The following is a 24,807-nucleotide window of genomic DNA, read 5'->3' as shown; positions in this document are numbered from 1 at the left end:
ACGCGAAGAAGGCTAGGCGCTGGCGACCAGGTCGCGGGCCTTCTGCGCTGCATGGGTGGCGATGATGGTGCCGAAGACCAGGCCCTGCCCAATGGTGGCCCCGGCCCCCGGGTAGACGTTGCCGAAGATGTTCGCGGCGGTATTGCCCTGGGCGTAGAGCCCCTCGATGACCTCGCCGGAGGTGCCCAGCGCGCGGCCATGGGCATCGGTCATCACGCCGCCGCAGGTGCCCAGGTCCGAGAGCACGATCTTCACCGCGTAGTAGGCCTTGCCATCCAGTGCGCGCAGGTTCGGGTTCGGCTGCTGGGTCGGGTCGCCGTAGTAGCGGTCGTAGGCTGACTCGCCACGTCCGAACTGGTCGTCGATTCCGGTACCGGCACCCTCGTTGAATGCTTCCAGGGTCTGTTCCAGCACCTGTGCGGGAACATTGATCTTCTGCGCAAGCTGGCCGATGGACGAGGACTTGTTTGCTATCCCGGCCTTGTACCAGGACTCGGGAAGCGCCATCCGCGGGTAGCACTGCCCGGCGAAGATGTAGCTGTCGCGGTAGGCCTGGTCGAAGATCAGCCACATCGATCCCACGGGGTCGCCATCCGCTTCGCGACGCAGGATTTCCTGCCCGAAGCCCATGTAGTCGGTGGATTCGTTGATGAATCGGCGCCCTGACTGGTCCACCATGAATGATCCGGGCAGCGAACGCTCGGCCAGCAGGACCTTCGGCGAGGATCCGGGCTTGAGCGGGGCCACTGCCGGGAACCACCAGGACTGCTGCATGCTGGCCAGCTGGGCGTTGTGCTTTTGCGCCAACTGGATGGCGTCGCCGTGGTTGCCCTTGGCGCCCAGGCTCAGGTCCTCGATGAGCGACGGGCTCTGGTGCTCCTGGCGCATCGCCATATTGTGGTCGTAGCCGCCGGCTGCCAGCACCACGCCGTGCTTGGCGCGCACGCTCACCCGTTCGCCGCCCTGCTCCAGGACCGCTCCGGTGACCGCCGAACCGGTGAATTCGAGATCCACCAGCTTCGCTTCGGTCCAGACCGGGATGCCCGCATCCAGCGCCCCGGCGTACATGCCGCCGGCGATGGCCTGGCCGCCGGCGCTGTAGTTGCGGCCGATCAGCAGCCCTCCGGCACCCTGGATGAGGCGCTTGGCGATGCGCGGGAAGGCCTTGTGCGGGGCCTTGGCAATGAGGTTCATCCAATTGTAGTCCGCGCCGGTCACCGGCATCGGCATCGGGGCGGCCATGGTGGCTGGCTGGAAGCGGCCCAGCTGGCCGCCGAGCTTGTTCAGGTCGAAGGGGCGCGACTCGACCGAGCGGCCCGCGGCGCTGCCTCCCGGTTCTTCTGGATGGTAGTCGCTGTAGCCCTTGGCCCAGAAGAAGCTCAGCTGGGTCATGCGCTCGAGCATCTTCACGGTTTCGTCACCGTGCTGAAGGAAGGCCTTCCAGCGCTCGGCCGGGCCGGAGCCTTCCACCACGGATGCGATGTACTTCTCGCCGCGCTCCAGGGAGTCGACGGCGCCCTCGCGCTTGAGCACCGGGTTGGCGGGAATCCAGAAGGCGCCACCCGAGCGGGCGGTGGAGCCGCCCACGTATTTGGTCTTCTCGGCCACTGCAACGTCCAGGCCCAGTTCCTTCGCGGCCAACGCGGTGGCCAGCCCGGTGCCGGAGCCGATGACCAGCAGGTCGACTTCGTGCTGGTCGATGGTGACGGGTGCAAGAACGGTTTTCGATGCCATGTCGGACTCCTCTGCGCGATGCCGGGCCTCAGCCCTTTTGCCAGCCCACGCTAGTCGAGCAGCTGGTCGCGCAGGCGGTGCAGTCCCGCTGGCAGGGACAAGCGCAGTTCACCGAGGACGGAGGAACCGCCTGGCTAGTCGGCGGCGGCCACCAGCTGGCGGCCGAGCTCGCGGGCGGCTTCCTGCAATACCGGAACGGCCTTCTTCGTGAACTCGTCGTCCACGCGGGTGACCGGGCCGGAGACCGAAATTGCCATCGGCGTGGGTGCGCCCGGAACCGGCACGGCGATGCAGCGGACGCCCAATTCCTGCTCTTCCTCGTCGACGGCGTAGCCGCGCTCGCGGGTCGCCTCGACATCGGTGAACAGCTTGCCCAGGGTGGTGATGGTGTTGGCGGTCTTCGGCGGCATGCCCGCCTGCGAGACCAGGCGCTGCACGCGCTCGTCATCGAGCACCGAGAGCACGGCCTTGCCGACCCCGGAGTTGTGCAGCATGGCGCGGCGGCCTACTTCGGTGATCATGCGCATCGAGTGGGCTGACTGGACCTGGGCGATGTAGGTGACCATATCGCCATCGAGCACCGCGATATTCGCCGATTCGCCCAGCTTCGCGACCAGTTCCTTCAGTGCAGGGGAAGCCAGGGCGCCCAGCTGGCGGTTGGCTACTTCGCCCAACCGGATCAGCCGCGGGCCCAGCGAGTAGCGGCGATTGGGCAGCTGGCGCACGTAGCCCACGCCCACCAGTGTGCGCAGCAATCGGTGGATGGTCGGCAATGGCAGGGGGGTGTCGGCGGCGAGCTCGCTGAGCGCTGCTTCGCCGCCGGCCCGCGCGATGACTTCCAGGAGCTCAAAAGCGCGTTCGACGGACTGGACGCCGCCGGTGGTGGACTTGCTGGCAGTCTGCGTCATCTTTGCTCCTTGTACAGGCAGTGGTTTTCGGAAACCGACTGCGCATTACTTCTACGATGCGAAATCCTTGTCCCAAGAATAGCGCAGAATCGGCCATTTCTTCCACGATCCGATATTAAGCCGTCAAAAAATCGTGCCCCACGCCACAAAACACACTTGCATTTTCATTTTGAGGATAATAGTATCCACTATACGGAAAACTTTTACAGGAGGATCAGATGGCAGCACCAAGCCCGGGATATTCACTCACCCTTCGCGTCCAGACGCCTGCGTCGATTACCGCGACCAGCGAACTGGCCGGCGCTGTCGGCTCGGCCGGCGCGCACATCACGGCCTTGGATGTCACCGAGTCGAACCACACCCACATGGTGGTGGACGTTTCCTGCAACACCACCGACGTGGCCCACGGCGAGACCGTGCGCGCTGCACTGGACAACCTCGACGGCGTGAGCGTGCGCAACGTCTCGGACCGCACCTTCCTGATGCACCTGGGCGGCAAGCTCTCGGTCACCCCCAAGGTGGCCCTGCGAAACCGCGACGACCTCTCCCGCGCCTACACCCCCGGTGTCGCCCGTGTCTGCATGGCCATCGCAGAGAGCCCTGCCGACGCGCGCAACCTGACGGTCAAGCGCAACACCATCGCCGTGGTCACCGACGGCTCGGCAGTCTTGGGACTGGGCAATATCGGCCCGGCCGCGGCCCTGCCGGTCATGGAAGGCAAGGCCGCGCTGTTCAAGCAGTTCGCCGACGTCGATGCCTGGCCGGTCTGCCTGGACACCCAGGACACCGAGGAGATCATCAAGATCGTCAAGGCGCTGGCCCCGGTCTACGGCGGGGTGAACCTCGAGGACATCGCCGCCCCGCGCTGCTTCGAGATCGAAGCGCGGCTGCGCGAGGAGCTGGACATCCCGGTCTTCCACGACGACCAGCACGGCACCGCAATTGTCACGCTGGCCGCATTGCTGAACGCGGTGAAAGTCGTGGACAAGAAGATCGAGGACCTGCGCATCGTGGTTTCCGGCGTCGGCGCGGCCGGCAACGCGATCATCCAGCTGCTCATGGCCCGCGGCGCAAAGAACATCATCGCCTGCGGACGCAACGGCGCGATCAGCCGCAACGAGAGCTACACCGATGCGCACCGCATCTGGCTCTCTCAGAACACCAACCCGGAGAACTTCACCGGCACCCTGAAGGAAGCCGTCGTCGGCGCAGATGTCTTCATCGGCGTCTCGGCCCCGAACGTGCTGGACGAAGCGGATATCGCCGCGATGAACGAGCGCGCCGTCGTCTTCGCCATGGCCAACCCGGATCCCGAGGTGGACCCGGAGATTGCAGGCCGCCACGCCGCAGTGGTCGCCACCGGGCGCAGCGACTTCCCGAACCAGATCAACAACGTCCTGGCATTCCCAGGTTTCTTCCGCGGGCTGCTGGATGCAGGCGTCACCGAGATCACCGACGCCATGCTCCTGGCCGCCGCGGATGCCATTGCCGCCCGAGTCAGCGAATCAGAGCTGAACCCAGGATTCATCATCCCGTCGGTATTCGACCCACAGGTCGCCTCCGATGTCGCACTGGCGGTGCAGGACGCAGCCGCCGCCAAGTAGGCGCTGCGCAGCAAGACCCAAGGGTGCATGTCAACGCACCCTTTCAATGGAACAGAGCACAAGAGGTTAAGGAACAACCCATGAGTATTGAAATCACCAGCATCCCCGATGTCGCCGATGCCCAGCAGATCCTCTCCGACGAGGCGCTGGCCTTCATCGAGAAGCTGCACCAGAAGTTCGCCGGCACCCGCGACGAGCTGCTCGCCGCCCGCGGCGTGCGCCGCAAGCAGTTCTCCGCCGCCAAGTCCATCGACTTCGACCCGGAGACCGAAGCCGTGCGCACCGGCGACTGGAAAGTCGCCGAAGCGCCCGAGGCGCTCAAGGACCGCCGCGTGGAGATCACCGGCCCGGCCTCCCCGGCCAAGATGGCGATCAACGCGCTGAACTCCGGCGCCAAGGTCTGGCTGGCAGACCTGGAAGATGCCTCGACCCCGAGCTGGTTCAACGTCATCGACGCGATTTCCAACCTCTCGGCCGCCGCCCGCGGCACCCTGGCCTTCACCGATGCGAAGACCGGCAAGTCCTACGCGCTGCGCACCGACGCCCCGCGCGCTGTCGTGGTGGTCCGCCCCCGCGGCTGGCACCTGCCGGAGAACAACGTGCTCATCGACGGCAAGCCGGCCGTGGGCGCGCTGGTGGACTTCGGCCTGCACTTCTTCCACAACGCGAAGGTGCTCGCAGAATCCGGCCAGGGACCGTTCTACTACCTGCCGAAGATGGAGCACTACCTGGAATCGCGCCTGTGGAACGAGGTCTTCACCTTCGCCCAGGCCGAGCTGGGCATCGCCCACGGCACCGTGCGCGCCACCATGCTCATCGAGACCATTCCGGCCGCCTTCCAGATGGAAGAGTTCCTCTACGAGCTGCGCGAGCACGCCTCGGGCTTGAACGCAGGCCGCTGGGACTACCTCTTCTCCATCATCAAGACCTTCCGCGAAGCCGGCGAAGCGTTCATCATGCCCGACCGCTCGGCGGTGTCGATGACCGCGCCGATGATGCGCGCCTACACCGAGCTGCTGGTCAAGACCTGCCACAAGCGCGGGGCCTTCGCCATGGGCGGCATGGCCGCGTTCATCCCGAACCGCCGCGAACCCGAGGTCACCGCCGCCGCCTTCGAGAAGGTCCGCGCAGACAAGACCCGCGAGGCCAATGACGGATTCGACGGCTCTTGGGTGGCCCACCCGGACCTGGTCGAGCTGTGCAAGGAGATCTTCGACGCGAAGCTCGGCGAGAAGCCGAACCAGATCGATCGCCAGCGCCCAGAGGTCGAGGTCAGCGCAGCCCAGCTGCTGGACGTGGCCAGCGCCCCCGGCGATGTCACCGAGGCCGGCGTGCGCGCCAACCTCTACGTGGCCGTGGCCTACACTGCCGTGTGGCTGTCGGGCAACGGCGCGGTCGCCATCCACAACCTGATGGAAGACGCCGCCACCGCAGAGATCTCGCGCTCGCAGATCTGGCAGCAGATCCGCAACCAGGTGGTCGCCGCCGACACCGGCAACACCATCAGCGCGGAACTGGTGGCAGGCATTCTGGCCGAAGAGGTTGAACGCCTGCGCTCGGAGGTCGACAATGAAGAGCACTTCAATGCCTACTACCAGCCGGCCGCAGACCTGATCGCGAAACTGACCAGCGGCAAGGACGAGGACTTCGCAGACTTCCTCACCACCCCTGCCTACGAACTCTTGGAAAAGGAATACGTGACCAAGCCATGAGCAACACCTTCGATGAGTCCACGCTTGCCAGCGTAGAAGCCAAGCTGGCAGCCACCGACCGGTTGCTGGAAACCTCCTACCCGGGAGAAACCGGGGCCCGCCAGCCGGTGCACACCGTATATGTCCCCGGGGACAAGTACAGCGCGGATCTGCCGGCAGCCTGGGGCGCCAACGCCCTGGCCGCTGCCGGCAACGCCGCCGGGCTGGCCCAGCTGGCAGCCACGCTGGACCTGGCCGAGCCCGAACGCCTGGGCGAACTGGTGGCAGCGAAGCTGGCAAGCGAACCCATCGAAGATCTGCGCCTCGATTTCGAGGACGGCTACGGCAACCGCACGGATGCCGAGGAGGACGCGGCAGTGCTTGCCGCGGCCGACTCGGTGTCCTCGTCGGTAGCCGCCGGCAAGGCCCCGGCCTGCATCGGCATCCGCTTCAAGTGCTTCGAGGCCCCCACCCGGGCCCGCGGCATCCGCACGCTGGACATGTTCATCTCGCGCCTGGTCGCCAACGGCCCCCTGCCCGAGGGGCTGCGCCTGACGCTGCCGAAGGTCACCACCGTGGACCAGGTCCAGGCCATGGTCTTCCTGGCCGAGAAGCTGGAGGAAGCCCACGGCCTGGAGGCCGGACGCATCCGCTTCGAGGTCCAGGTGGAAACACCGCAGGTGATCATCGCCGCGGATGGCAGCCACCCGGTCGCCACCCTGATCCATGCCGGGAAGGGCAGGGTCTCCTCCCTGCACTACGGCACCTACGACTACTCCGCCTCGCTGGGCGTGGCCGCCGGCTACCAGTCAATGGAGCATCCGGTCGCCGACTTCGCCAAGGACGTCATGCAGGTGGCCGTGGCCGGCACCGGCGTGGAATTGTCCGATGGCTCCACCAACATCATCCCGGCAGGCGACCCGGAGAACATCGCGGCCGCCTGGGAACTGCACGCCCGGCTGGTCTCCCGCCACCTGGCCCGCGGCATCTACCAGGGCTGGGACATGCACGAGAACCAGCTGGCCACCCGCTACCTGGCCACCTTCGCGTTCTTCCGCGAAGGCCTGCAGGCCGCCGGCACCCGGTTGCGCAACTACGTCCACCGGATCAACTCGGCCATCATGGACGAGCCGGCCACCGCACGTGCCCTGGCCCGCTACATCCACCGCGGGGTCGCCTGCGGTGCGGTCACCGCCGGCGAGGTCACCGAACTGGCCCAGATCACCCTGCCCGAACTCGAGGCGATCGCCTTGAACCGCTCCCACGCCTAAGGACTACACCATGACTGTTCCTGCCATCCAGAATTCCTCGTCCTACTACTCGAACTTCGGCGGCCACCCGCCGCAGAGCGACCTGCTCACCGACCGCGCCATCGTCACCGAGGCCTACACGGTCATCCCCAAGGGCGTGCTGCGCGACATCGTCACCAGCGTCTTCCCCGAGTGGACCAACACCCGTGCCTGGGTGCTGAACCGCCCGGTAGCCGGCGGGGCCACCACCTTCGCCCAGTCCATCGTGGAAGTCGCCCCCGGCGGCGGGGCAGACAAGCCGGAACCGCAGACCGAGGTGCAGGGATTCATCTTCGTGCTCACCGGCCAGCTGACCTTGGTCATCGAGGGCACCGAGCATGTGCTGGTGGACGGCGGCTTCGCCTACCTGCCAGCCGGCGCCACCTGGTCGGCCCGCAACGACGGCACCGAGACCACCAGCTTCCACTGGCTGCGCAAGCGCTACGAAGTCCTGGCCGGCGTCGCCGCTCCGGGTCCGGTCGTCGGCAACGAACGCGATATCGAGCCTGGCCCGATGCCGGGTACCGATGGCAAGTGGCGCACCACTCGCATGCTGGATCCCGAGGATGTTGCCTTCGATTTCGGCGTGAACATCGTGACCTTCGAACCGGGCGCATCCATCCCGTTCGCTGAAACCCATGTCATGGAGCACGGCCTGTACGTGCTGGAAGGCAAGGGCGTGTACCGGATGAACGGCGACTGGGTCGAGGTCGAAGCCGGGGACTACATGTCCCTGCGCGCCTTCTGCCCGCAGGCTTGCTATGCCGGCGGCCCGGAGAACTTCCGCTACCTGCTCTACAAGGACCAGAACCGCCAGATCGCTTTGTAAGCGTTCTTTGCCAGAGGCTGCCGGGGCCGCACCCCGCGCTGACCCGCCGATTTTCGGCACACCGTGTCCATCTCTTGTTCCAGTGATGTTTCTTTTGCTCGGACATGGTGGGCTGACGGGAGGGTCGGGCGGGATGCGGCCTCCGGTTTTTGTGTTCCCTGGGCTGTTGACTAGGGTCCAATTGGTCAGTCAGAACCATTCTTTACAACCGTCGGTAATCCCGGGTGTCATCCCTGCAATCGCAGGCAACATGAAATCGTCCAACGTTGGACGATTTGGAAGTGGAGCACATCCCTGCGCCAGTTCCGACGCGGGAACTTGGCGGTGCTGCCGGGAAAACCTGGTGCCGAGAATCCCGAAGGCCACCGGTGCATTGTCGGCACGCAGCAGCGCCCATGCGGGACTTTCGCCGAGGAGCCGCTGAGCGGTGAGGGCGGCGTGGACTGCAGACATACCTATAAGCCTATCGGCGTTGACCGACGTTAGTGGTGTGCAGGTGTCGTATTACCAGCCTTGACGCCCAATAATCCTTTGGTGCGAAGAGCAAGCCAGTTCTGCTGTCGAGTTAGGTTCCGCCGCTTACCGACGGGGTACGTCAGCATGGTCCGGACGCCATTCAATACTGGTATCGGGCTTGAAGGATGATCAAGTCTTCTTCGATCACGATGTAGACCAGTCGGTGTTCGTCGGTAATCCGACGGGACCATGAGCCGGAGGCCCCGAATTTCAGCTGTTCGGGCTTTCCAATCCCTTGGAAGGGATCCCGAAGGCATGCTTCGATCAAGGTGTTGACTCTCTTGAGTACGCGCCGGTGGGCCGTTTGCCAGTGGACGTAGTCGTCCCATCCTGCACGATCCCAGACGAGCCGCAGTTATTCGTCCCAGTCGAGTTCGTGGGTCTCTGTTATTCCCGACCGTGCACGTTCGTAGGCATCCAAGAGCCGCCGGGCACTGGCTGGCGAGCGGAAGAGGTACGCGGTCTCTTGCCATGCTGCGTATTCATCTGCTGCCATGAGAACAGCATTTCCCTTGCGTGACACGATTTCGACAGCTTGGCGATCATCGTTGACTTGTTCAATCAATGGAAAGAGCGTCTTGCGGGCTTCGCTTGCACTGATGGACATCTCGGACTCCTTCCACTACTTGCCGTACCACTTAATGGTGCGACTTAACTGCGGTGTGGGGAAGTGCCCGTCCGACTGGAAAGCCCCGTGCAACTGCGCCGTGAGGGGCGGCGCCGCCGCTAAGGGAACGCGCCAATAGGCGTGTAACATCTCCAGTAAGTCCAGCGTAATTAACGGCCAAGTCAGGCATGTTCCTTGGCGATTGAGGTCGTCGCCAGTGTTGCAGCAGGATTCACATTGACATTTGCCGGCGGACTCTTAGGTGGCTCAGGCAGATGTGGAAATTTTCAAGTCGAGTGAGACCAAAGGCCGTAGATGCCCTCGATGCCAACCTGCTAACGTCAGCCCCGCACCAGCTAGAACCCTGCAGCAGCAGGCTCGTCCGCGGCATCTGCTGCATCGCTGCTCAAGATCAGCCGCCGTTCCAACCGGGTGAGATTTCTCGGGGAAGGATCTTCGCGTGCTGGTTCCAAGGCCGCCGCCAACGCGGCGCCGACTGCTGCTTCATCCAGTCCCATGCCCACGGCGACCAGCGCGTCATCGGCCGGGTCGCTGTGGGGAGTGGCTTGCGCGAAATGGATCTGCCGGCCCACCATGTTGACCAGGAAGCGTTGCGTGCCGTCAGCGGTGCGCAGCTTCACGTGCCCCTTGAGCCGGTAGGCCGCGGCCGGCGGCGCTTCGAGCAGATCCAGCACGGCTCCCGGATCTGCCGGCTCGGGGCAGCGCACCGTCACCGCGTTGGCGTGCGGAGCATGTCCGTGGTCGTGGTGCGGGCGGGAGGCGGCCGCCAACGGCAGCTCGTCGATCGGGTCTTCGTCCAAGGCGATGTCGAATACCAGCTCAGGGTCTATGGCGGCGTGCGAGGCCGGGATGATGGCCACGTGCGGGTTGACGTCCCGGATCCGTCCGCTGATCCGTTCCAAGACCGCGTCGCGGTGCTCGGGGGCAATGCGGTCCAGCTTGTTGACCACCACCATGCTGGTGACGCTGAAACGTGCCGGGGCCATCGCAGCGGTATCCACGGTGTGCTCATGCTCCACCGCGTCGATCACGTCGATAATGCCGCCGAAGCGCACCCCGTGGGCCTTGCCGAAGCGCAGCAGCCGGTCCACGTTGATCGGATCCGCGGCGCCGCTGGCCTCTACGATGATGGCATCCAGGCGCAGCCGCGGCTGGCCTAGCTTTTCCAGCAACTCATCCAGGCCGCTGCTGTCGGACAGGCAGCAGACGCAGCCGCCGGCAATGGATTCGGCCGCATCGATCTGGCCGGTGATCAGCCCGGTATCCACGTTGACCTTGCCGATGTCATTGATGATGACCCCTACCCGGGTGCCCGGGCGGGTCAGCAAGCGGTTGAGCAGGCTGGTCTTGCCTGCCCCCAGATATCCGGTGAGCACGATGACAGGGATCATCAATGGCTCCTTTTCACATCAACAAACGGGCAGTGTCCATTCTCCCCGTTGCGCCAACCGCTCGCGCCTGCTGACACGCCTGCCAGCAGGAGGCTACCAGGCGGGCAGTACCGGGATCGGTCCGTCGGACTCGATATGCCGGGCCTGGCCGCGGGCCAGCCATTCGATCAGGCCTTCGCGGTCCGAGCGCACCTTCAACGCGCCATCGCCGATGACCCATTCGTCGCCTTCTTCGGTCACCAGCGTCATGCCCGGAGCGTTCTTCACGCGCATGGTCCGCACTGCGGCTTCGACGGCGTTCTCCTGGGAATCCGGGTCGGCTTCCTCGATGGTCCAGGCAGTATCCAAGTCGTGGTGGTGGATGACCACCTCGGCGATGCGCAGCGCCACGATGGAGGTCGCCGGAATGATCTTGCCGTGCAGATCCACCTCTTCGACAGCCAAATCGCCGCTGAGCCGTTCGCACTGCTCGGCGAAGTAGGCGGCAGCGTCCTGGAACTTCTTGACCAGTTCCTCGCGCGGCAGGGCCGCCAGCTCATTGATCTCCGCATCGCGGGCCTCACGCGAGGCATAGAGCTCCTGCGGTTCTCCGCTGGTGGCCCAATCGATGAGCTTGACCAGGCTCCGGCCGTTGGAGGCCAGATGCGCGATGACATGCGCACGGCTCCAGCCTTCGCACAGCGAGGCGGCAGCCATTTCTTCGGTGGACAGGGTCTCGATCGTGGCCGACATCATCGCGGTTTCGCGGCTGAGTCGTGACAGGTCCGAGTGCAGGCGGGCAGTGTTGATCATGAAGTCACCCTACCAACGCAGGCGCTGAAGCCGCACTGGTTACGACATAGATACTGAATGCGACTCGATTCATATGCGCACTGTTTGGGCACCAGCTGCTCGGGCAATTCTGATCTGGAAAAACACGCGTCCGGCATCCTTCTCCAGCAACCGGCAGCCACGTAGCCTTGGGAGTAAAGGCAAACGACCAGGAAAGCAGTCCAATGGCGAAGAAAAAGAAGAAGCAGAAGCCCAAGCAGGGGCATCCGGCACGCCTGCAAGCGGGCGTCGTCTCCATGGACCGCGTGAAGGTCGGGCGAGGCCTGGACGCGCTCACCGGGCAGTTCGTGCAGTGGGCCGCCAAATACCGGGATGATCCCGAAATGACGATGATGCTCCTTGCCACGGTGCGTGAAACCTTGGGCATCTACGCCGAAGTTGTCGGCCTGGACAAGGTGACCGATTTCGACCCGCCAAAACTGCTTGCAGTGCTCAGTTCAATGCTTGAATTCGAAGAAGCCGAAGATCCCGAAGCTGCTGCCAGCGGACTGGGAACCATGATTTTCATGGCTTGGTCGGACTACGCAGAGTTCCTGCGCGATTCAGGCCTGTGGGAGCGCGAAGACGAAAGCCTGGAGTGGTTCCTGGAGGCACTGGAAGCCCATGATCCATTCGGCGACGAAGACGACTTCGGCGACAACGATGAAATTGACGAGATCATGGCATCCGATGAAGCTTCGCAGGCTGCCCTGGCAGAGATTGCGGCCATGCCGATCAGCAAGCTGGCCCGTGCTGCCTTGCCTTGGGTCCTTGGCGAAGGCAAGAAGCTGTGGGGCAGCATGCCGGTCGGCGAATTCTTGGAAACTGCTGCAACAGCGCTCGCCGATCACATGCCTGCGGGCGTCGATGAATCGCGCCGGCCCGTGGTGTTGGGGGTAGTGCTCACAGCGCTGGAATCAGTCAATGCCATCAAGTTGCCCGACAAGGGCAAGCCTGAACGCGGTCTGATGCACGAAGACATCATGCAGCATGAGGATGCCGACGCCTTCGAAGCGAACTTCTACTTCATCCAGGCCTGCATGGATTTGTTCATGGACAAGCCTGAAAGCATGGACGAAGCCAGCATCCAGGCCTGGGGGCTGGCCGCCTTCTGGATCGTCGCGGGAATCGACGGCACCCCGCATCGCGTGGATGCCCCGCGCGATGACCAGTTCTCGCCGGAGGTCTGGGAAACTGCGCACGTGCGCCTGCGCGAACTGGTCTCGCTGGGCTTGCTCGAAGAGGGCGAAACCTACTCTGTGCCCGCGATTGTCCGGCTTGCGATTACCGACGTTGAGAATGACCTGCTCGATGACGGAGATGAATTCGACGATGCGGAGCTCGACGCGTTGTTCGGACCGGAGAGCGACGAGCCGAAACGCCTGAAGTGCGAGGAGCCCTACACCGGCAAGGTGCTGCAGCTGAAGCTGACCCTCAAGGAGGCCAAACCGCCGATCTGGCGACGTGTGCTCGTGCCGATGGACCTGAACCTCGGCGACCTGCACGACATCATCCAGGCGAGCTTCGACTGGTACGACGGGCACCTGCACATCTTCTACGAGGGCGGTTTCGGCGGAACCTCATATGGTCCAGAGATTGACGACATGGACTACGAGAAGAATGAAGCGGAAACCCTGGTTTCTTCATTGCTGAAGAAGGAAAAAGACCGCCTGGATTACATGTACGACTTCGGTGACGGCTGGGAAATCCGCATTGACGTCGAGAAGGTCCTGGATGCTGCTGATGGCCAGCTGCCACGTTGCACCGGAGGCCGGCGCATGGCCCCGTTGGAGGACAGCGGCGGGGTCGGCGGCTGGGAAGCCAAGCTGGAAATTCTCGAAGACCCGACGGACCCGGAATACGAGGAAGTCAAAGAGTGGCTCTCCGGCTTCGGCGGCGACGAGGAAGACGAAGTTGATCCGGCGTATTTCAGCAAGGAAGACATCAACGCCCACCTGGAGCTCGAGTTCTAGGACTTGCCGGGGCACGCCAAATCGCCCTGCTCGATTCAATTGCATGAATCGGGCAGGGCGGTTTTCCTGGTGCGAGTAGCTCCAAGAGCTTTCCTCGGTGATCTCCTCAAACGTGTAGTAGTTTTCGTCCACGAGCATGCCGTCGGTGCCGTACTCGATGTCCCAGTCGCCCGGTGCGCGGGCGTAGAAGGTCACCATGTGGTCGTTGATGTGCCGGCACACGGTGTCCAGGACCTCGACCTCCACCATCAATTTCATTGTCGCTGGAGCGTCGTTGCCTGAGGAGCCTGTGCTAGGCGCGGCCGCCTGGAGGGCCCATGATCAGCATGACGGTGAAGATCAGTGCGACGATCACGACGGCGGTCACGGCAGTCAGAACTGGGCGGCCAACCATCCAGCGGAACAGCGTGTCGATCCACTTGTCATCGTCGGGGTGGTCGCTCTTGGTGGTGCGCCATTCGCCTTCCAGCCGTCCCTGTTTTTCCAGGCGGCGTTCATAAGGAATGGTCAGGTAGGGGACCACCGAGGTGGCCGCGGCCAGTACGATGGATCGCTTGCTCCAGCGCTGGTTGATGCCGACCAGCACGCCGGTGGCGACATAGGAGAGGAAGACGAAACCGTGCACGAATCCGGCGATGGAAACCGGCCAGTCGCCCACCTTCACGACATACTTCAGGATCATGGCGATGATCAGCAGCGTCCAGGTGACTGCTTCGGCCCTGGCAACGATGCGGAATAGGGTGCGTGGTGACATTGCTCGATTTCTGTCCCTCGGAATTGCGAATTAACCGGTTCTCAATTCAGAACCCATCCGAGTCTAGCGGTCATGCCTGTGCGCGTCATTTGAACGTGCGGCAGGCCTTGATCCAAGCCAGAGGCGATAAGAAGCCAACCCGCCAGCAACGGAATATCCGTCGGACGAGATGCCCGTGGCAGTCCGGCTCGGCAATTCGCCCACGCGCTGGCGTTGCGTTCTCGATGGCATGGGTGAACGAGGCATCCGGGTGTAGTTCATTGTCGAGATTTGCGTGTTGCGGTACTCGTGGCAGCTCAGCCGAATGATCGCTGCCGTGCCTGCCGGGCTAGTCATGAAAACGCCACGGAGGCCGGGCTGCAAAGTTGCAGTCCGGCCTCCGTGGTGTCAATAAGCAGGGACGCCTGTCGAACTAGCTGCTTGCGCAGCCGGTCCTAGATTTCCGGGCGGCCGTCCAGCGCGGCCCCATGCGGAGTCGCACCGCCTTCATCGGTCCAGTCCTGGCCAACTTCGTCATTCAATGCAGGGTCGGAAATGGTATCGGGCTCTTCGCCTTCTGCCTTGTTCAGCAGTGCTTCAGGGTTGTTCTCGGTCATGAATCCATCCCTTTCGTTGGTTGGATTGCCAACCTAGCAAGGATCAGCGGACTTCAAAACCTGAATGGCTCCATTTCCAGCAAGCCTTGAGCAATCCAACAGTGCGCGCCAACCGGCTTCACGGCCAGAGCCTATTCCTCACGCTATGCGCTGCACGAATACGACGGAGTCTTCCAAGGTTGCAGGATTGCCGTCCGGTGCCATGATGCTGCGTTCGCGGATCTCTGCGCACAGCACCTCCCACTGCTCAGGGTCCAGCTCCAGGGCCGCCAGTTCCTCTTCCGGGCTGGGGAACGCGGGCATCGGGTGATCGGGCTTGCCGGCGAAGGAAGGCATGGAGGCGTGGGACAGTGCCAGCAGATGGCCGCCCGGTGCGACCAGCGTTGCCGCCTTGCGCAGGAAGTCGGCGCGGGGGAATTCGAAAGGTGCCTGGAAGAAGCTCAAGGTCACCAGATCAAAGGTCTCCCCGGTATTCCACGCGGCCAGATCCGAGGCAATGAAGCGGGCCTGTCCCGCATCCAGGCCAAGCTTGGCGGCTTCTTCCGCGGCGCGTTTCACGGCGGTGGGCGAGATATCCACACCGGTAGCCTTCCAGCCGTTGGCTGCCAGCCACAGCACGTCGCCGCCCTCGCCGCAGCCGATGTCCAACGATGTGCCGGCGTCCAGCGGGGCAACCAATTCCTCGATGACCTGGTTGACCCTGCCTGACCAGATCCGCTCGGATTGGCCGTAGTGGTTTTCCCAGAAGGCGACGCCGTCGAGTTGCGTGGTGTGGTGTTCGTGGTGGTGGCTCATCCTTGGTGTTCCCCATTCGTCAGTAAGGCCGTTATTGAAGACCTTACTGACGATGGGCCCCGTACGCGATCAGTTTTGCGCCAGAGGCAAGAACTATTGTTTCTACCTTGCACTGACCTTGCCGAAGAGGCGGGCAATGGAGGCTAGGATCATTGGCCTGCAGGCCAGCCACGCACCGGCGATCACGAGCAGCGAGAGCGCGAAGTAGAGCAGCCCGGCCCAGTTATCCGCGTACGCGGCGGGATCGGTGGACCCCTGGGCCGCATACATGTGGTTCAGGTTGCGCAGCGCCCCGGTGGAGAACACCAGGATCACGTGCACCAGGATGAACAGCACGAAGTACAGCATGGTGGGGAAGTGCAGGGCTCGGGCCACCTCAATCGGGTACTTCTTGGCCAGGTCCGGCATGTTCTTGGGCCAGAATGCGCTCATCCGGTAACCCGTGATCGCCGCTACCGGAGCGGCAATGAACACGGTGGTGAAGTAGGCCAGCTGCTGCAGCGAGTTGTAGTTCACCCAGCCGTTTTCGGTAGGCCAATCCAGCGTCAGGTATTGCAAGGCCGCCGAGATCGCATTCGGGAAGACCTCCCACGATGTCGGGACAATGCGCATCCAGTGGCCTGTGGCGAACAGCAGCACGAGGAACACCAAGCCATTGACCAGCCACAGCAGGTCAAGGCCCTGGTGCAGCCAGAGGTTGATGCTCACCTTCGGGCTGCGCTTCGACGACCAATAGGCAGGCGGCTTCTTTTGATGCCTGACCAGCATGCCCGAGCGGATGATCAGGACCATGAGGAAGAAGTTGAAGAAATGGTTCCATGCCAGCCAGCCGGGGAAGCCGATGGGTGCTGATTCCGGCAGATGGTATTCGCCCGGGTAGCGTTCCATGAAGGACTCGACCCCATCGATTCCGGCAATGCCGCGGGCAATGAGCACCACGGCAGTGGCCAGGCCCAATGCGGCGAACGCGCCGACGATTCCAGCGAGCACCCACTGCTTGGTGGTCAGTGGACCATGCTTGACCGCTTCCTTCTTGCTCTTTGCCGAGGCCTGGGGCTTCGGGGTGATTGCAGGTTTTGCGGAAGATGCCTTTTCTGCCGCCACTGCTGGCGCCGCCGGAGCCGCAGATTTCTGCATGCCCATGCGGGTACGCGCAGGGGCTGCTGGCGTTTCATCTGCCGTGGCCGAGGGAGCGGCCTTCGCACTGGATGCCTGGGCAACCGGTTCTGCCGGTGCTGGTTCGGCCTTCGCCGGTGCGGCCGGTGCGGCCTGGGCGTCTTCAGCAACTTGAGCTGGCGCAACCGGAGCGGCAACAGCAACGTTTTCTGGGACGCTGGCTGCAGGTTCCGCAGGTTCCGCAGATGCTGCCGGGGCCGCTGCGGCTACGGGTGCAGCCACGAATGAACTTGGCGGCCAGGCTTCTGCACCAGCGGTCCGCGGAAGTCCGCGGCGAACTGCCGGTGCATCTGCACTGGAATTCGCCGCGACCGGTGCCGCATTCGCCGGGGGAACTGGTTCGCTGGCTGCCGGCGCCGTTTCAACCGGTGATGTCTTCGCCGGTTCAGCGACCGGTGTGGTTGCCGGCTCGGAAGCTGGCACAGCCGCCGACACCTGCTGCGTTGCGGCAGCCGGAGCGCTCGCGGCAACAGGAATTCCTGCAGGAGGCCATGGCTCGCCGCCGGCAACTCGTGGCAGGCCCCGGCGCAGCGATCCAGCTACCGGTACTTGGCCGGCAACAGCAGGTGTTTCGGCAGGGGTTGGTTCGGCGGGAGCAGGTGAGCTGACGGGCTGTTCGAGAACGGGCTCGGCAACTGGCTCAGCCTTCGTGGGCTCCGCAACGGTTGCGTAAGCGGTGGCTGCCACGGAAGTGAACAGCTCGGCCGGGGGCCAGGGCTCGCCTCCGGCCACGCGGGGCAGGCCCTGCCGGATGGATTGCTCAGGTGCAGTCATGGCAATTAGGCCTTGCGTGCTTCAAGCGCGGAAATCAACTGCGGAACGACCTTGAAGACATCGCCGACCACACCGAAGTCGGCGATCTCGAAGATCGGCGCATCGGCGTCCTTGTTGATGGCAACGATGGTCTTGGCAGTCTGCATGCCTGCCTTATGCTGGATGGCTCCTGAGATGCCCAGCGCGACATACAGCTGGGGCGAGACCGCGACACCGGTCTGGCCTACCTGCGCGGCATGCTCGACGTAGCCGGCATCCACGGCGGCGCGCGAAGCGCCCACGGCTGCCCCCAGGGCATCGGCCAGCTGGTGCACCAGATCGAACTGCTCTGCACTGCCCAGGCCGCGACCGCCGGAAACCACGCGCGCCGCGGAACGCAGCTCGGGACGGGTCGATGCCGTTTCGGCAGTTTCCAGTTCCTTGACCTCGATCTCCGGCTTGCCGCTTGCGGCGACCTCCAGTGCGGTGGCGCTCGCCGGCTGGGCTTGGGCGCGCTCTTCGATGCTGCCCACGCGCACAGTAATCACCGGAGCGCCGAAGGTCGGGGCACTGTGGGTCGAGTACGCGCCGCCGTAGATCGAGTGGGCTGCGATGATTCCCTGGTCATCGCGCGAAACGCCGAGGGCATCCACGCTGAGCGCCAAGCGGTTGCGCACCGCGAAGCGTGCTGCCACTTCGCGCGAGGTCAGGGTATGCCCCAGGATCACCGCTTGCGGCTGGACTACGGCGAAGGCCTGCTGCAGCGCGTCAGCCATCGGCGCGGTCAGCACCGGCGACTCGACAACTGCGGTGAGCACCTGCGCGGCACCAGCCTGGCTGGCTTGTTCCGCCAGGGTTTCAACGGATCCTGCCGGGGCGGTCACCAAGGCGACCGGGGTGCCCACGGTGGAGGCTGCACCGAGCAGCTCCGCGTGGTTCTTGGCCAGCGTTCCGGCAGGGGTGGTCTCGAGGAAAACGAGAATTGAATCAGCAGCAAAATCAGTCATGGTTCTCTTTCCGCTCACACCAGGTTGTTCTTGACGAGGAATTCGGCCAAGGCGTTGCCGGCTTCGCCGTCATCGGTCACGATGGTCCCAGCGGTGCGCGGCGGGCGCTGGGCCACCGAAACCATGATGGAACGCGCGGTATCGGCAGGCAGCGCCTCGACGCCCAAGTCCGCCAGGGACAAGGATTCGATCGGCTTCTTCTTGGCTGCCATGATGCCCTTGAAATTCGGGAAGCGGGCATCGGGCAATGCTTCGGTGATCGAAGCGACCGCCGGCAGCGGAGCGCTGACTTTGGCCGCGGCTCCATCGAGCTCGCGCAAGCCGCTGATCGCGCCGTCGGCAATGTCCACCGAGGACAGGGACGTCGCGGCTGGAAGATCAAGCAGCTCGGCCAGCATCACCGGAAGCATGCCGGCCGAACCGTCGGTGGACATGTTGCCGGTGAGGATCAGGTCGTAATTGTCCCGGCGCAAAGCCGCCGCAAGCACCTGCGCGGTGAGCACCAGATCGGCTCCGAGCAGCTCTTCATCGTTGATGTGCACGGCGTCGGCGGCTCCCATGGCCAAGGCCTTGCGCAAGGTGGCCTGGACCGATTCCGGCCCCATGGTCAGCACGGTGATATCGGTTCCAGGATTCGCGTCAGCGTGCTTCAACGCGACTTCCAAGGTCCGTTCGCCGATTTCATCGAGCACCACTTCTGAAGTGGCGCGATCAGCCAGGCCGGTCTCCAGATCCAGCAGGCGGTCTTCTCCGGTATCCGGGACTTCTTTGATCAGAACCGCGATCTTCATCATTTTCTCCTCTTATCGCAGCAGTTTCCGCCCGAACCTCCGAGTGCCGGAAGCCATCCATGATTCCGAGTTCCACGGACCTAGGCCATGCTCGCCGCCGAAACTACTAGGAAATCCAAGTTCATTATTGGACCCCGTCGCAGATATCCTGCAGAACTCGAAGTATTGTGTCGTAGGCTACATTCGTCTCTGCTGTTTATCTTGTCGGATCAAGCGCCAATGGTCAATGAAAGTGGACAAGAAAACAGCAAGTGAGCACGTTGAAGGACAAATGGTCTACAGATCGGCGGGGTATCCGAACGCGTTTCTGAGCAGGTGAGCCGCATCGCGCTTTTCGCCCGGTTCCGGGTGGGCACCGTAGGCTTTAACCAGAGACCAATTTCGGAATTAAAGGACGGCTCATGGCCAGCAAGAAGCGTCAAGGCAAGAAGAATTCGGGCGCAGGAAATCCTGCCAAGGCGGCAGTTCGCGGCCGCAGCGTGTTCAAGATCCAGGCTGAAGCGCAGGTCGACGCGCTTCGCGGCGACTACACGGCTTGGGTCGCGGAGCAGGTCCCTGTGTTCACTGCCGAACAGGCGTCACAGGCAGCGGGCATGCAGTCGGACCTCATCGGCCAGATCGCCGGCGAGTACGCCGACAACGCCCGCAGCTCCAACCTGTTCGACATGGACGTCGATGTCTTCGGCGAGACCCTGGCCATGCACCTTGGCAACCTGCCGGAATCATTGGCGCCAGAACCGATCTTCACCACCTGGCTGGAGTACTTCAACTTCGTCGATGACCGTAAGCTCTGGCAGGGTCCAGCGGAAAACCTCGAAGCCCTGCGCGAGATGCTGGAAGACACCCTCAACGGCTTCGCCGAAGGCGATGCGGAACTGTGCGAATTGCTGCGCGGAACCAAGCTGTTCACCCAGGTCAAGGCCTATGCAGAGGCGCTGGCCGAGGGCGTGGACATGGAAGACTTCTCCGCAGAGGCGCAAGCCCCGCGTGCCAAGGTGCTCAACGCCGTTGGCCTGGATGCTGAAACCTTCGACCCTAGCGGTCCAGCGCCACTGGCTTTCAATTACATCTGGAGTGCCGGGCGCATGTCAGTCGTGGAGTCAGACGGCTCGGTGCTGCGCACCGACCCGGACGCCTACGACCTGCTGGTGGCCGGCGAGGAAGCGGGCAGCGCGCAGTTGCTCTTCGAGATGGCTGTCGGCTGTGTCCAGGCGCACCTGAACCCGACCTTCGATGTCACCCTGCGCGATGAAGCCCATTACCTGGTGCTGCGCAACCTGCTGGTCACCGCATCCACCGGACGCGAAGGGGACCTGGAAGGCCTGCGCCGCAACTGCGGCCCGAAGATTTACGATGAGGTGCTGCCAGAAGCTCGGACGGCCATGGATTCCTTGGCCGACTACGGCCTGATTTTCAAGGATGGCGAGCACTACAGCATCGACGAGCGCCTGGTTCCGGTCATCTCTGCCGGCATCACCGAGGTCGAGGTCTTCTTCGAAGAAGCCGAATAAAGCAGTAGAGCAACGCACCCGCAGTGCTACGGTTCTGCGGGTACAGCCGTAATCTGGCCGGTGCCACTTCGTTATTGCGCTTGGTCGTCCTGCCGCGAGGCGGCAATGCCGATCAGCTTGCGCAGCACGTCCAGGTTGATATCCTCCAGCTTCTTCACGTACACGCAGCCGGCTCCTTCGGTGTACTTGCCCAGCTGCGGCAGCAGCTCGGCCCCTTCGGGCAGATCCTTCAGGCCATAGAGCGACAGCTGGGCCTTGCGCGGCGAGAAGCCAGTCTTGGGCCAGATGCCGGTGGTGCGCGCATTGGCAGGGGAGATATAGGTATAGCTTCCGTAGCCGATCATGCTCGGGCCCCACATCACCGGCTGCTCGCCGGTGGCTTCGCGGAAGATGCGGTCCAGCTCATGGCCGTCAATCCGGCGCTTGTCCGGGGTTGCCGCCTCGATGAACTCCTCAACGCTGGCGTCAGTTGGAAGGGTCTTCTGACTTGTTGGCAAGTGATGCCTCCTCGGGTGCAGCAGGCGATTCTGCCTGGAAAATTGCCGACAGCTTGCGATACTGGCCGGTGCCCATGGCCAGCAGCGCCACCACAATCATGATCAGCCCGCCGGCCAGGAAGATCAAGGCGATGCCACGCGCCTCGCCTTGCCCCACCAGCCAGCCGAACTGGGCATCGCCCTCGGGCGAACGCATGAACGGGATGACCAGGTACTGGGCTATTGGCGCGATCAGGAACGCGGTAATCGGCGCCGCCGCAGCTTCGAGCATCTGGGCGAAGCCGAATACCCGGCCCTGGCGGCGGAAGGCGACCACCTTCTGGATCACCGTTTGCTCCGAGGCTTCCACCGCGGGAATCAGCATCATGTAGAACCAGATGCCCAGCACATACAGCCAGGTCCACTCGCGGATGGTGAAGATCGCGCCGAGGAATCCCATGACGGCCACCAGCAGGAGCATGGTGCGGATCGGGTTGGCCCCCAAGCCGAACTTGGCGATGGCCAGGCCTCCGACGATGAAGCCGGTGGACGCCAGCCCGAAGGCGATGCCCCAGGCCTCGACCGGCATGATGGTCAGCCCGTAGGGGTCCATCAGCGCCATATAGGTGCCGCCGATGAAGTTGTTGAACATCGAGAAGATGATCAGGGCGAACAGTCCAGGAATGGCCATGACCGTGGTGAAGCCCAGGCGCAGGTCGCTGGTCTTGGTGCGCCCCTCCTCCTTTTCCGGCTCCTCCTCCGGGATGGAGATGCCCAGCAGGTGCAGCATCGTGATCACCACCAGCATGATGGCGATGGCCAGCGTCCACCCCATCCCCAGCAGCCCGATGGACAGCCCTGAGAACACGCTGGTGACGATGAAGGCGATGCCCTGCACCGTGCCCACCAGCCCGTTGGCATTCGCGTGGCGCTCGACCGGGATCAGCAGGGTGACGGTCGTGGACAGGGCGATGCCGCGCATCTGCTCGACGATCGCCCCGAACAGGATGACCAGGCAGAAGATCCAGAACTGCCACCCGCCGATGTCAAGGATGTCTTCGGTGGGCAGCACGAGGTAGATCAGCCCGGCCAGGCTGAAGGCCACCGCGGTGATGAGCGCGGAGAAGACGAAGACCGATTTCTTGCGGTGGTTGTCCACGATGGTCCCGAAAACCATGGAGAACAGGGAGATCAGCAGCATGAACGCGCCGCCGATGATGCCGGTGGCCATGACGTTCTCGGTTTCCAGGTACACCCAGAAGGTCAACGCGAACCACAGGTAGCTGGTGGTGAGGTTCGCAACGGCGGTATTCACCAGAATGTGCATGAATGAGCGCTGGCCCTGCGGCGGAACCTCGGGGTTGCCGCTGCCGGCCAGCGGATGATCCGTGGGTCCTTCATCGCGCATGGGGAGCCTGCTTTGCAAAAAGTGGGCTGGTGCTCGTATCAAAGAATACGCCGATGCATTGATAGGCAACAGGTGTTGACTCAGATGATCGAAAACATAGTAGTCAGATGCCTAGCCCAAGCCTAGGCATAGCCCTAGTGTGACCGCCCGCACTTTCTGCCAAGGTTGAATCCATGCAAACCGGCTGCAGCGGTTTTCCCCTTTTGACGAGCATTGAATGGACGGAGCACACCACGCCATGACCGAGACCCTGAACGAGGTATCCAGCCTGCTGGATAACGCCCTGGTTGACAGCCCGGAAACCGGAGAGTTCCGCGCCAATCGAAATATCTTCACCGACAAAGAGATCTTCGAGCTGGAAATGAAGCACATCTGGGAAGGCAACTGGGTATACCTGGCCCACGAATCCCAGATCCCGAACATCGGCGACTACTACACCACCAACATCGGCCGCCAGCCCATCATCATCTCGCGCAACAAGCAGGGCGAACTCAACGCCCTGATCAACGCCTGCAGCCACCGCGGAGCCATGCTCTGCCGCCGCAAGACCGATAACCGCACCACCTTCACCTGCCCCTTCCACGGCTGGACCTTCAACAACTCGGGCAAGCTGCTCAAGGTCAAGGACTCGCGCGGCGCCGGCTACCCGGAGCAGTTCAACAAGGACGGCTCCCACGATCTGACCAAGGTCGCCCGCTTCGAGAACTACCGCGGCTTCCTCTTCGGTTCGCTCAACGCCGATGTCAAGCCGCTTCAAGAGCACCTGGGCGAGGCCACCAAGATCATCGACATGATGGTCGACCAGTCCGAGCAGGGGCTGGAAGTGCTGCGCGGCGCCTCGACCTACACCTATGACGGCAACTGGAAGCTGCAGGCGGAAAACGGCGCCGACGGCTACCACGTCTCGGCCACCCACTGGAACTATGCAGCCACCCAGGCCCGCCGCGCCAACGGCGAATCCTCGAATGACACCAAGACCATGGATGCCGGCGGCTGGGACAAGCAGAAGGGCGGCTACTACTCCTTCGAGCACGGCCACCTGTTGCTGTGGACCGAATGGCTGGACCCTGCCAACCGCCCGCTGGCCGAGAAGCGTGACGAGCTGGTCGCCAAGTTCGGCGAAGCCAAGGCCGACTGGATGATCGGCATCTCGCGCAACCTGTGCCTGTACCCGAACGTGTACCTGATGGACCAGTTCGGCTCGCAGATCCGCGTCTTCCGCCCGATCTCCGTGGACAAGACCGAGGTGACCATCTACTGCTTCGCCCCGGTGGGCGAATCGGATACCGCGCGCGCCGCCCGCATCCGCCAGTACGAGGACTTCTTCAACGCCTCGGGCATGGCCACCCCGGATGACCTGGAAGAATTCCGCTCCTGCCAGAAGACCTACCTGGCCACCGCGGCCCAGTGGAACGACCTCTCGCGCGGCCAGGCCCACCAGATCACCGGTCCGGATGAGAACGCCGACAAGGTGGGGCTGAAGCCCATCTCCTCCGGCGCCCGCACCGAAGACGAGGGCCTGTACCCGATCCAGCACGGCTACTGGCTGCAGACCATGCGCCAGGCCGTGGACAACGAACGCGCAGAACAGAACTAAGGCCGAAGGGGCAAACAGATGAGCACCATTGCACTGACCGAGGCGCCGACGTCCAACGGCGCAATCACCACCGCGGACATCGCGCAGTTCCTCTACCAGGAAGCCCGCTTCCTCGACGACCGCGACTTCGACCGCTGGCTGGACTGCTACCACCCGGAAGCCACCTTCTGGATGCCGGCCTGGGCCGACGACGAGCAGCTGACCGAGGACCCGCAGCGCGAGATCTCGCTGATCTACTACGCGAACCGCGGCGGCTTGGAAGACCGCGTCTTCCGCATCAAGACCGACCGCTCCTCGGCCACCTCGCTGCCTGAGCCGCGCACCGGCCACAACATCACCAACGTGGAGATCCTGGCGGTCGACGGGGACAAGGTGGATATCCGGTTCAACTGGTTCACCCTGTACTACCGCTACCAGAATGTGGACACCTACTTCGGCACCTCGTTCTACACCATCGACTACTCCGGCACCGCACCGGTGATCACCGCGAAGAAGGTCGTGCTGAAGAACGACTACATCCACCACGTGGTGGACATCTACCACATCTAAAGCGACACCTCCGTGGGCGGC

General features: G+C 63.5%; 23 protein-coding genes. 8 read left to right on the top strand and 15 right to left on the bottom strand.

Annotated elements, in window-relative coordinates; genetic code table 11:
* Positions 1 to 12: 12 nt before the first annotated feature.
* Entirely contained in the window at positions 13 to 1,734 is a 1,722-nt protein-coding gene (locus F0M17_RS16240) for a 3-ketosteroid-delta-1-dehydrogenase (RefSeq protein WP_149597578.1), read from the bottom strand.
* 134 nt (positions 1,735 to 1,868) lie between these two features.
* Complete coding sequence (locus F0M17_RS16235; RefSeq protein ID WP_066142971.1) at positions 1,869 to 2,642, bottom strand: IclR family transcriptional regulator; 774 nt, start codon at positions 2,640 to 2,642, stop codon at positions 1,869 to 1,871.
* A gap of 218 nt (positions 2,643 to 2,860) precedes the next feature.
* Between F0M17_RS16235 and F0M17_RS16230 the strand changes: the two genes are divergently transcribed.
* The 4 genes from F0M17_RS16230 (at position 2,861) to F0M17_RS16215 (ending at position 8,055) form a co-directional block, all read left to right on the top strand.
* Entirely contained in the window at positions 2,861 to 4,246 is a 1,386-nt protein-coding gene (locus tag F0M17_RS16230; protein WP_149597577.1) for an NAD-dependent malic enzyme, read from the top strand.
* Positions 4,247 to 4,326: 80 nt separating this feature from the next.
* Complete coding sequence (gene aceB / locus F0M17_RS16225) at positions 4,327 to 5,958, top strand: malate synthase A (protein WP_073707129.1); 1,632 nt, start codon at positions 4,327 to 4,329, stop codon at positions 5,956 to 5,958.
* The gene (locus F0M17_RS16220) at positions 5,955 to 7,208 is read left to right on the top strand and encodes an aldolase (RefSeq protein ID WP_149597576.1); all 1,254 of its coding nucleotides are present in this window, start codon (positions 5,955 to 5,957) and stop codon (positions 7,206 to 7,208) included. Before aceB ends, F0M17_RS16220 begins: the two co-directional genes overlap by 4 nt.
* A gap of 10 nt (positions 7,209 to 7,218) precedes the next feature.
* The gene (locus tag F0M17_RS16215; protein ID WP_149597575.1) at positions 7,219 to 8,055 is read left to right on the top strand and encodes a bifunctional allantoicase/(S)-ureidoglycine aminohydrolase; all 837 of its coding nucleotides are present in this window, start codon (positions 7,219 to 7,221) and stop codon (positions 8,053 to 8,055) included.
* A 189-nt stretch (positions 8,056 to 8,244) separates the two neighbouring features.
* On the opposite strand, the gene F0M17_RS17725 is transcribed toward F0M17_RS16215, so the two are convergent.
* From F0M17_RS17725 to F0M17_RS16190, 5 genes are all read right to left on the bottom strand, one after another.
* Entirely contained in the window at positions 8,245 to 8,508 is a 264-nt protein-coding gene (locus F0M17_RS17725) for a DUF3375 family protein (protein ID WP_246857092.1), read from the bottom strand.
* A gap of 163 nt (positions 8,509 to 8,671) precedes the next feature.
* Positions 8,672 to 8,926 (bottom strand): Txe/YoeB family addiction module toxin, encoded by a 255-nt coding sequence (locus F0M17_RS16205; protein WP_149597786.1) that lies wholly within the window; start codon positions 8,924 to 8,926, stop codon positions 8,672 to 8,674.
* On the bottom strand, positions 8,927 to 9,178 hold the full coding sequence (locus tag F0M17_RS16200) for a type II toxin-antitoxin system Phd/YefM family antitoxin (protein ID WP_149597574.1): 252 nt from the start codon (positions 9,176 to 9,178) through the stop codon (positions 8,927 to 8,929).
* A gap of 356 nt (positions 9,179 to 9,534) precedes the next feature.
* Positions 9,535 to 10,590 (bottom strand): GTP-binding protein, encoded by a 1,056-nt coding sequence (locus F0M17_RS16195; RefSeq protein WP_149597573.1) that lies wholly within the window; start codon positions 10,588 to 10,590, stop codon positions 9,535 to 9,537.
* 93 nt (positions 10,591 to 10,683) lie between these two features.
* Entirely contained in the window at positions 10,684 to 11,382 is a 699-nt protein-coding gene (locus F0M17_RS16190; protein ID WP_149597572.1) for a maleylpyruvate isomerase family mycothiol-dependent enzyme, read from the bottom strand.
* A 203-nt stretch (positions 11,383 to 11,585) separates the two neighbouring features.
* On the opposite strand from F0M17_RS16190, the gene F0M17_RS16185 reads away from it, so the two are divergent.
* Entirely contained in the window at positions 11,586 to 13,373 is a 1,788-nt protein-coding gene (locus F0M17_RS16185; protein ID WP_149597571.1) for a plasmid pRiA4b ORF-3 family protein, read from the top strand.
* A 292-nt stretch (positions 13,374 to 13,665) separates the two neighbouring features.
* Here F0M17_RS16185 and F0M17_RS16175 read toward each other — a convergent pair whose 3' ends face one another.
* The 6 genes from F0M17_RS16175 to F0M17_RS16155 all read right to left on the bottom strand — a co-directional run bounded on the left by F0M17_RS16175 (position 13,666) and on the right by F0M17_RS16155 (position 19,245).
* The gene (locus tag F0M17_RS16175; RefSeq protein WP_038992873.1) at positions 13,666 to 14,127 is read right to left on the bottom strand and encodes a DUF3817 domain-containing protein; all 462 of its coding nucleotides are present in this window, start codon (positions 14,125 to 14,127) and stop codon (positions 13,666 to 13,668) included.
* Positions 14,128 to 14,561: 434 nt separating this feature from the next.
* On the bottom strand, positions 14,562 to 14,723 hold the full coding sequence (locus F0M17_RS17515; protein ID WP_168202047.1) for a hypothetical protein: 162 nt from the start codon (positions 14,721 to 14,723) through the stop codon (positions 14,562 to 14,564).
* Positions 14,724 to 14,861: 138 nt separating this feature from the next.
* Positions 14,862 to 15,518 carry a bifunctional 2-polyprenyl-6-hydroxyphenol methylase/3-demethylubiquinol 3-O-methyltransferase UbiG gene (locus F0M17_RS16170; protein ID WP_073707119.1) on the bottom strand — a complete coding sequence of 219 codons (657 nt, stop codon included), beginning with the start codon at positions 15,516 to 15,518 and terminating at the stop codon, positions 14,862 to 14,864.
* A 102-nt stretch (positions 15,519 to 15,620) separates the two neighbouring features.
* Positions 15,621 to 17,468 (bottom strand): cytochrome b/b6 domain-containing protein, encoded by a 1,848-nt coding sequence (locus F0M17_RS16165; RefSeq protein ID WP_149597570.1) that lies wholly within the window; start codon positions 17,466 to 17,468, stop codon positions 15,621 to 15,623.
* Positions 17,469 to 17,473: 5 nt separating this feature from the next.
* Entirely contained in the window at positions 17,474 to 18,454 is a 981-nt protein-coding gene (locus F0M17_RS16160; protein ID WP_121867648.1) for an electron transfer flavoprotein subunit alpha/FixB family protein, read from the bottom strand.
* A gap of 14 nt (positions 18,455 to 18,468) precedes the next feature.
* On the bottom strand, positions 18,469 to 19,245 hold the full coding sequence (locus F0M17_RS16155; RefSeq protein ID WP_149597569.1) for an electron transfer flavoprotein subunit beta/FixA family protein: 777 nt from the start codon (positions 19,243 to 19,245) through the stop codon (positions 18,469 to 18,471).
* Positions 19,246 to 19,646: 401 nt separating this feature from the next.
* On the opposite strand from F0M17_RS16155, the gene F0M17_RS16150 reads away from it, so the two are divergent.
* Complete coding sequence (locus F0M17_RS16150) at positions 19,647 to 20,756, top strand: hypothetical protein (RefSeq protein ID WP_149597568.1); 1,110 nt, start codon at positions 19,647 to 19,649, stop codon at positions 20,754 to 20,756.
* Positions 20,757 to 20,827: 71 nt separating this feature from the next.
* On the opposite strand, the gene F0M17_RS16145 is transcribed toward F0M17_RS16150, so the two are convergent.
* Both F0M17_RS16145 and F0M17_RS16140 read right to left on the bottom strand, forming a co-directional pair.
* Positions 20,828 to 21,253 carry a DUF1801 domain-containing protein gene (locus F0M17_RS16145; RefSeq protein WP_038992882.1) on the bottom strand — a complete coding sequence of 142 codons (426 nt, stop codon included), beginning with the start codon at positions 21,251 to 21,253 and terminating at the stop codon, positions 20,828 to 20,830.
* On the bottom strand, positions 21,222 to 22,640 hold the full coding sequence (locus tag F0M17_RS16140; RefSeq protein WP_038992883.1) for an MFS transporter: 1,419 nt from the start codon (positions 22,638 to 22,640) through the stop codon (positions 21,222 to 21,224). Before F0M17_RS16140 ends, F0M17_RS16145 begins: the two co-directional genes overlap by 32 nt.
* 238 nt (positions 22,641 to 22,878) lie before the next feature.
* On the opposite strand from F0M17_RS16140, the gene benA reads away from it, so the two are divergent.
* Entirely contained in the window at positions 22,879 to 24,237 is a 1,359-nt protein-coding gene (gene benA, locus F0M17_RS16135) for a benzoate 1,2-dioxygenase large subunit (RefSeq protein WP_149597567.1), read from the top strand.
* Positions 24,238 to 24,255: 18 nt separating this feature from the next.
* On the top strand, positions 24,256 to 24,786 hold the full coding sequence (gene benB / locus F0M17_RS16130; protein WP_121867645.1) for a benzoate 1,2-dioxygenase small subunit: 531 nt from the start codon (positions 24,256 to 24,258) through the stop codon (positions 24,784 to 24,786).
* The last annotated feature ends 21 nt before the right edge of the window (positions 24,787 to 24,807 follow it).

Source organism: Glutamicibacter sp. ZJUTW (assembly GCF_008370855.1).
Classification (GTDB): Bacteria; Actinomycetota; Actinomycetes; order Actinomycetales; family Micrococcaceae; genus Glutamicibacter; species Glutamicibacter nicotianae.
Note: the sequence above shows the minus strand (reverse complement) of the source record. Positions and strands in the feature narration are given on the sequence as shown.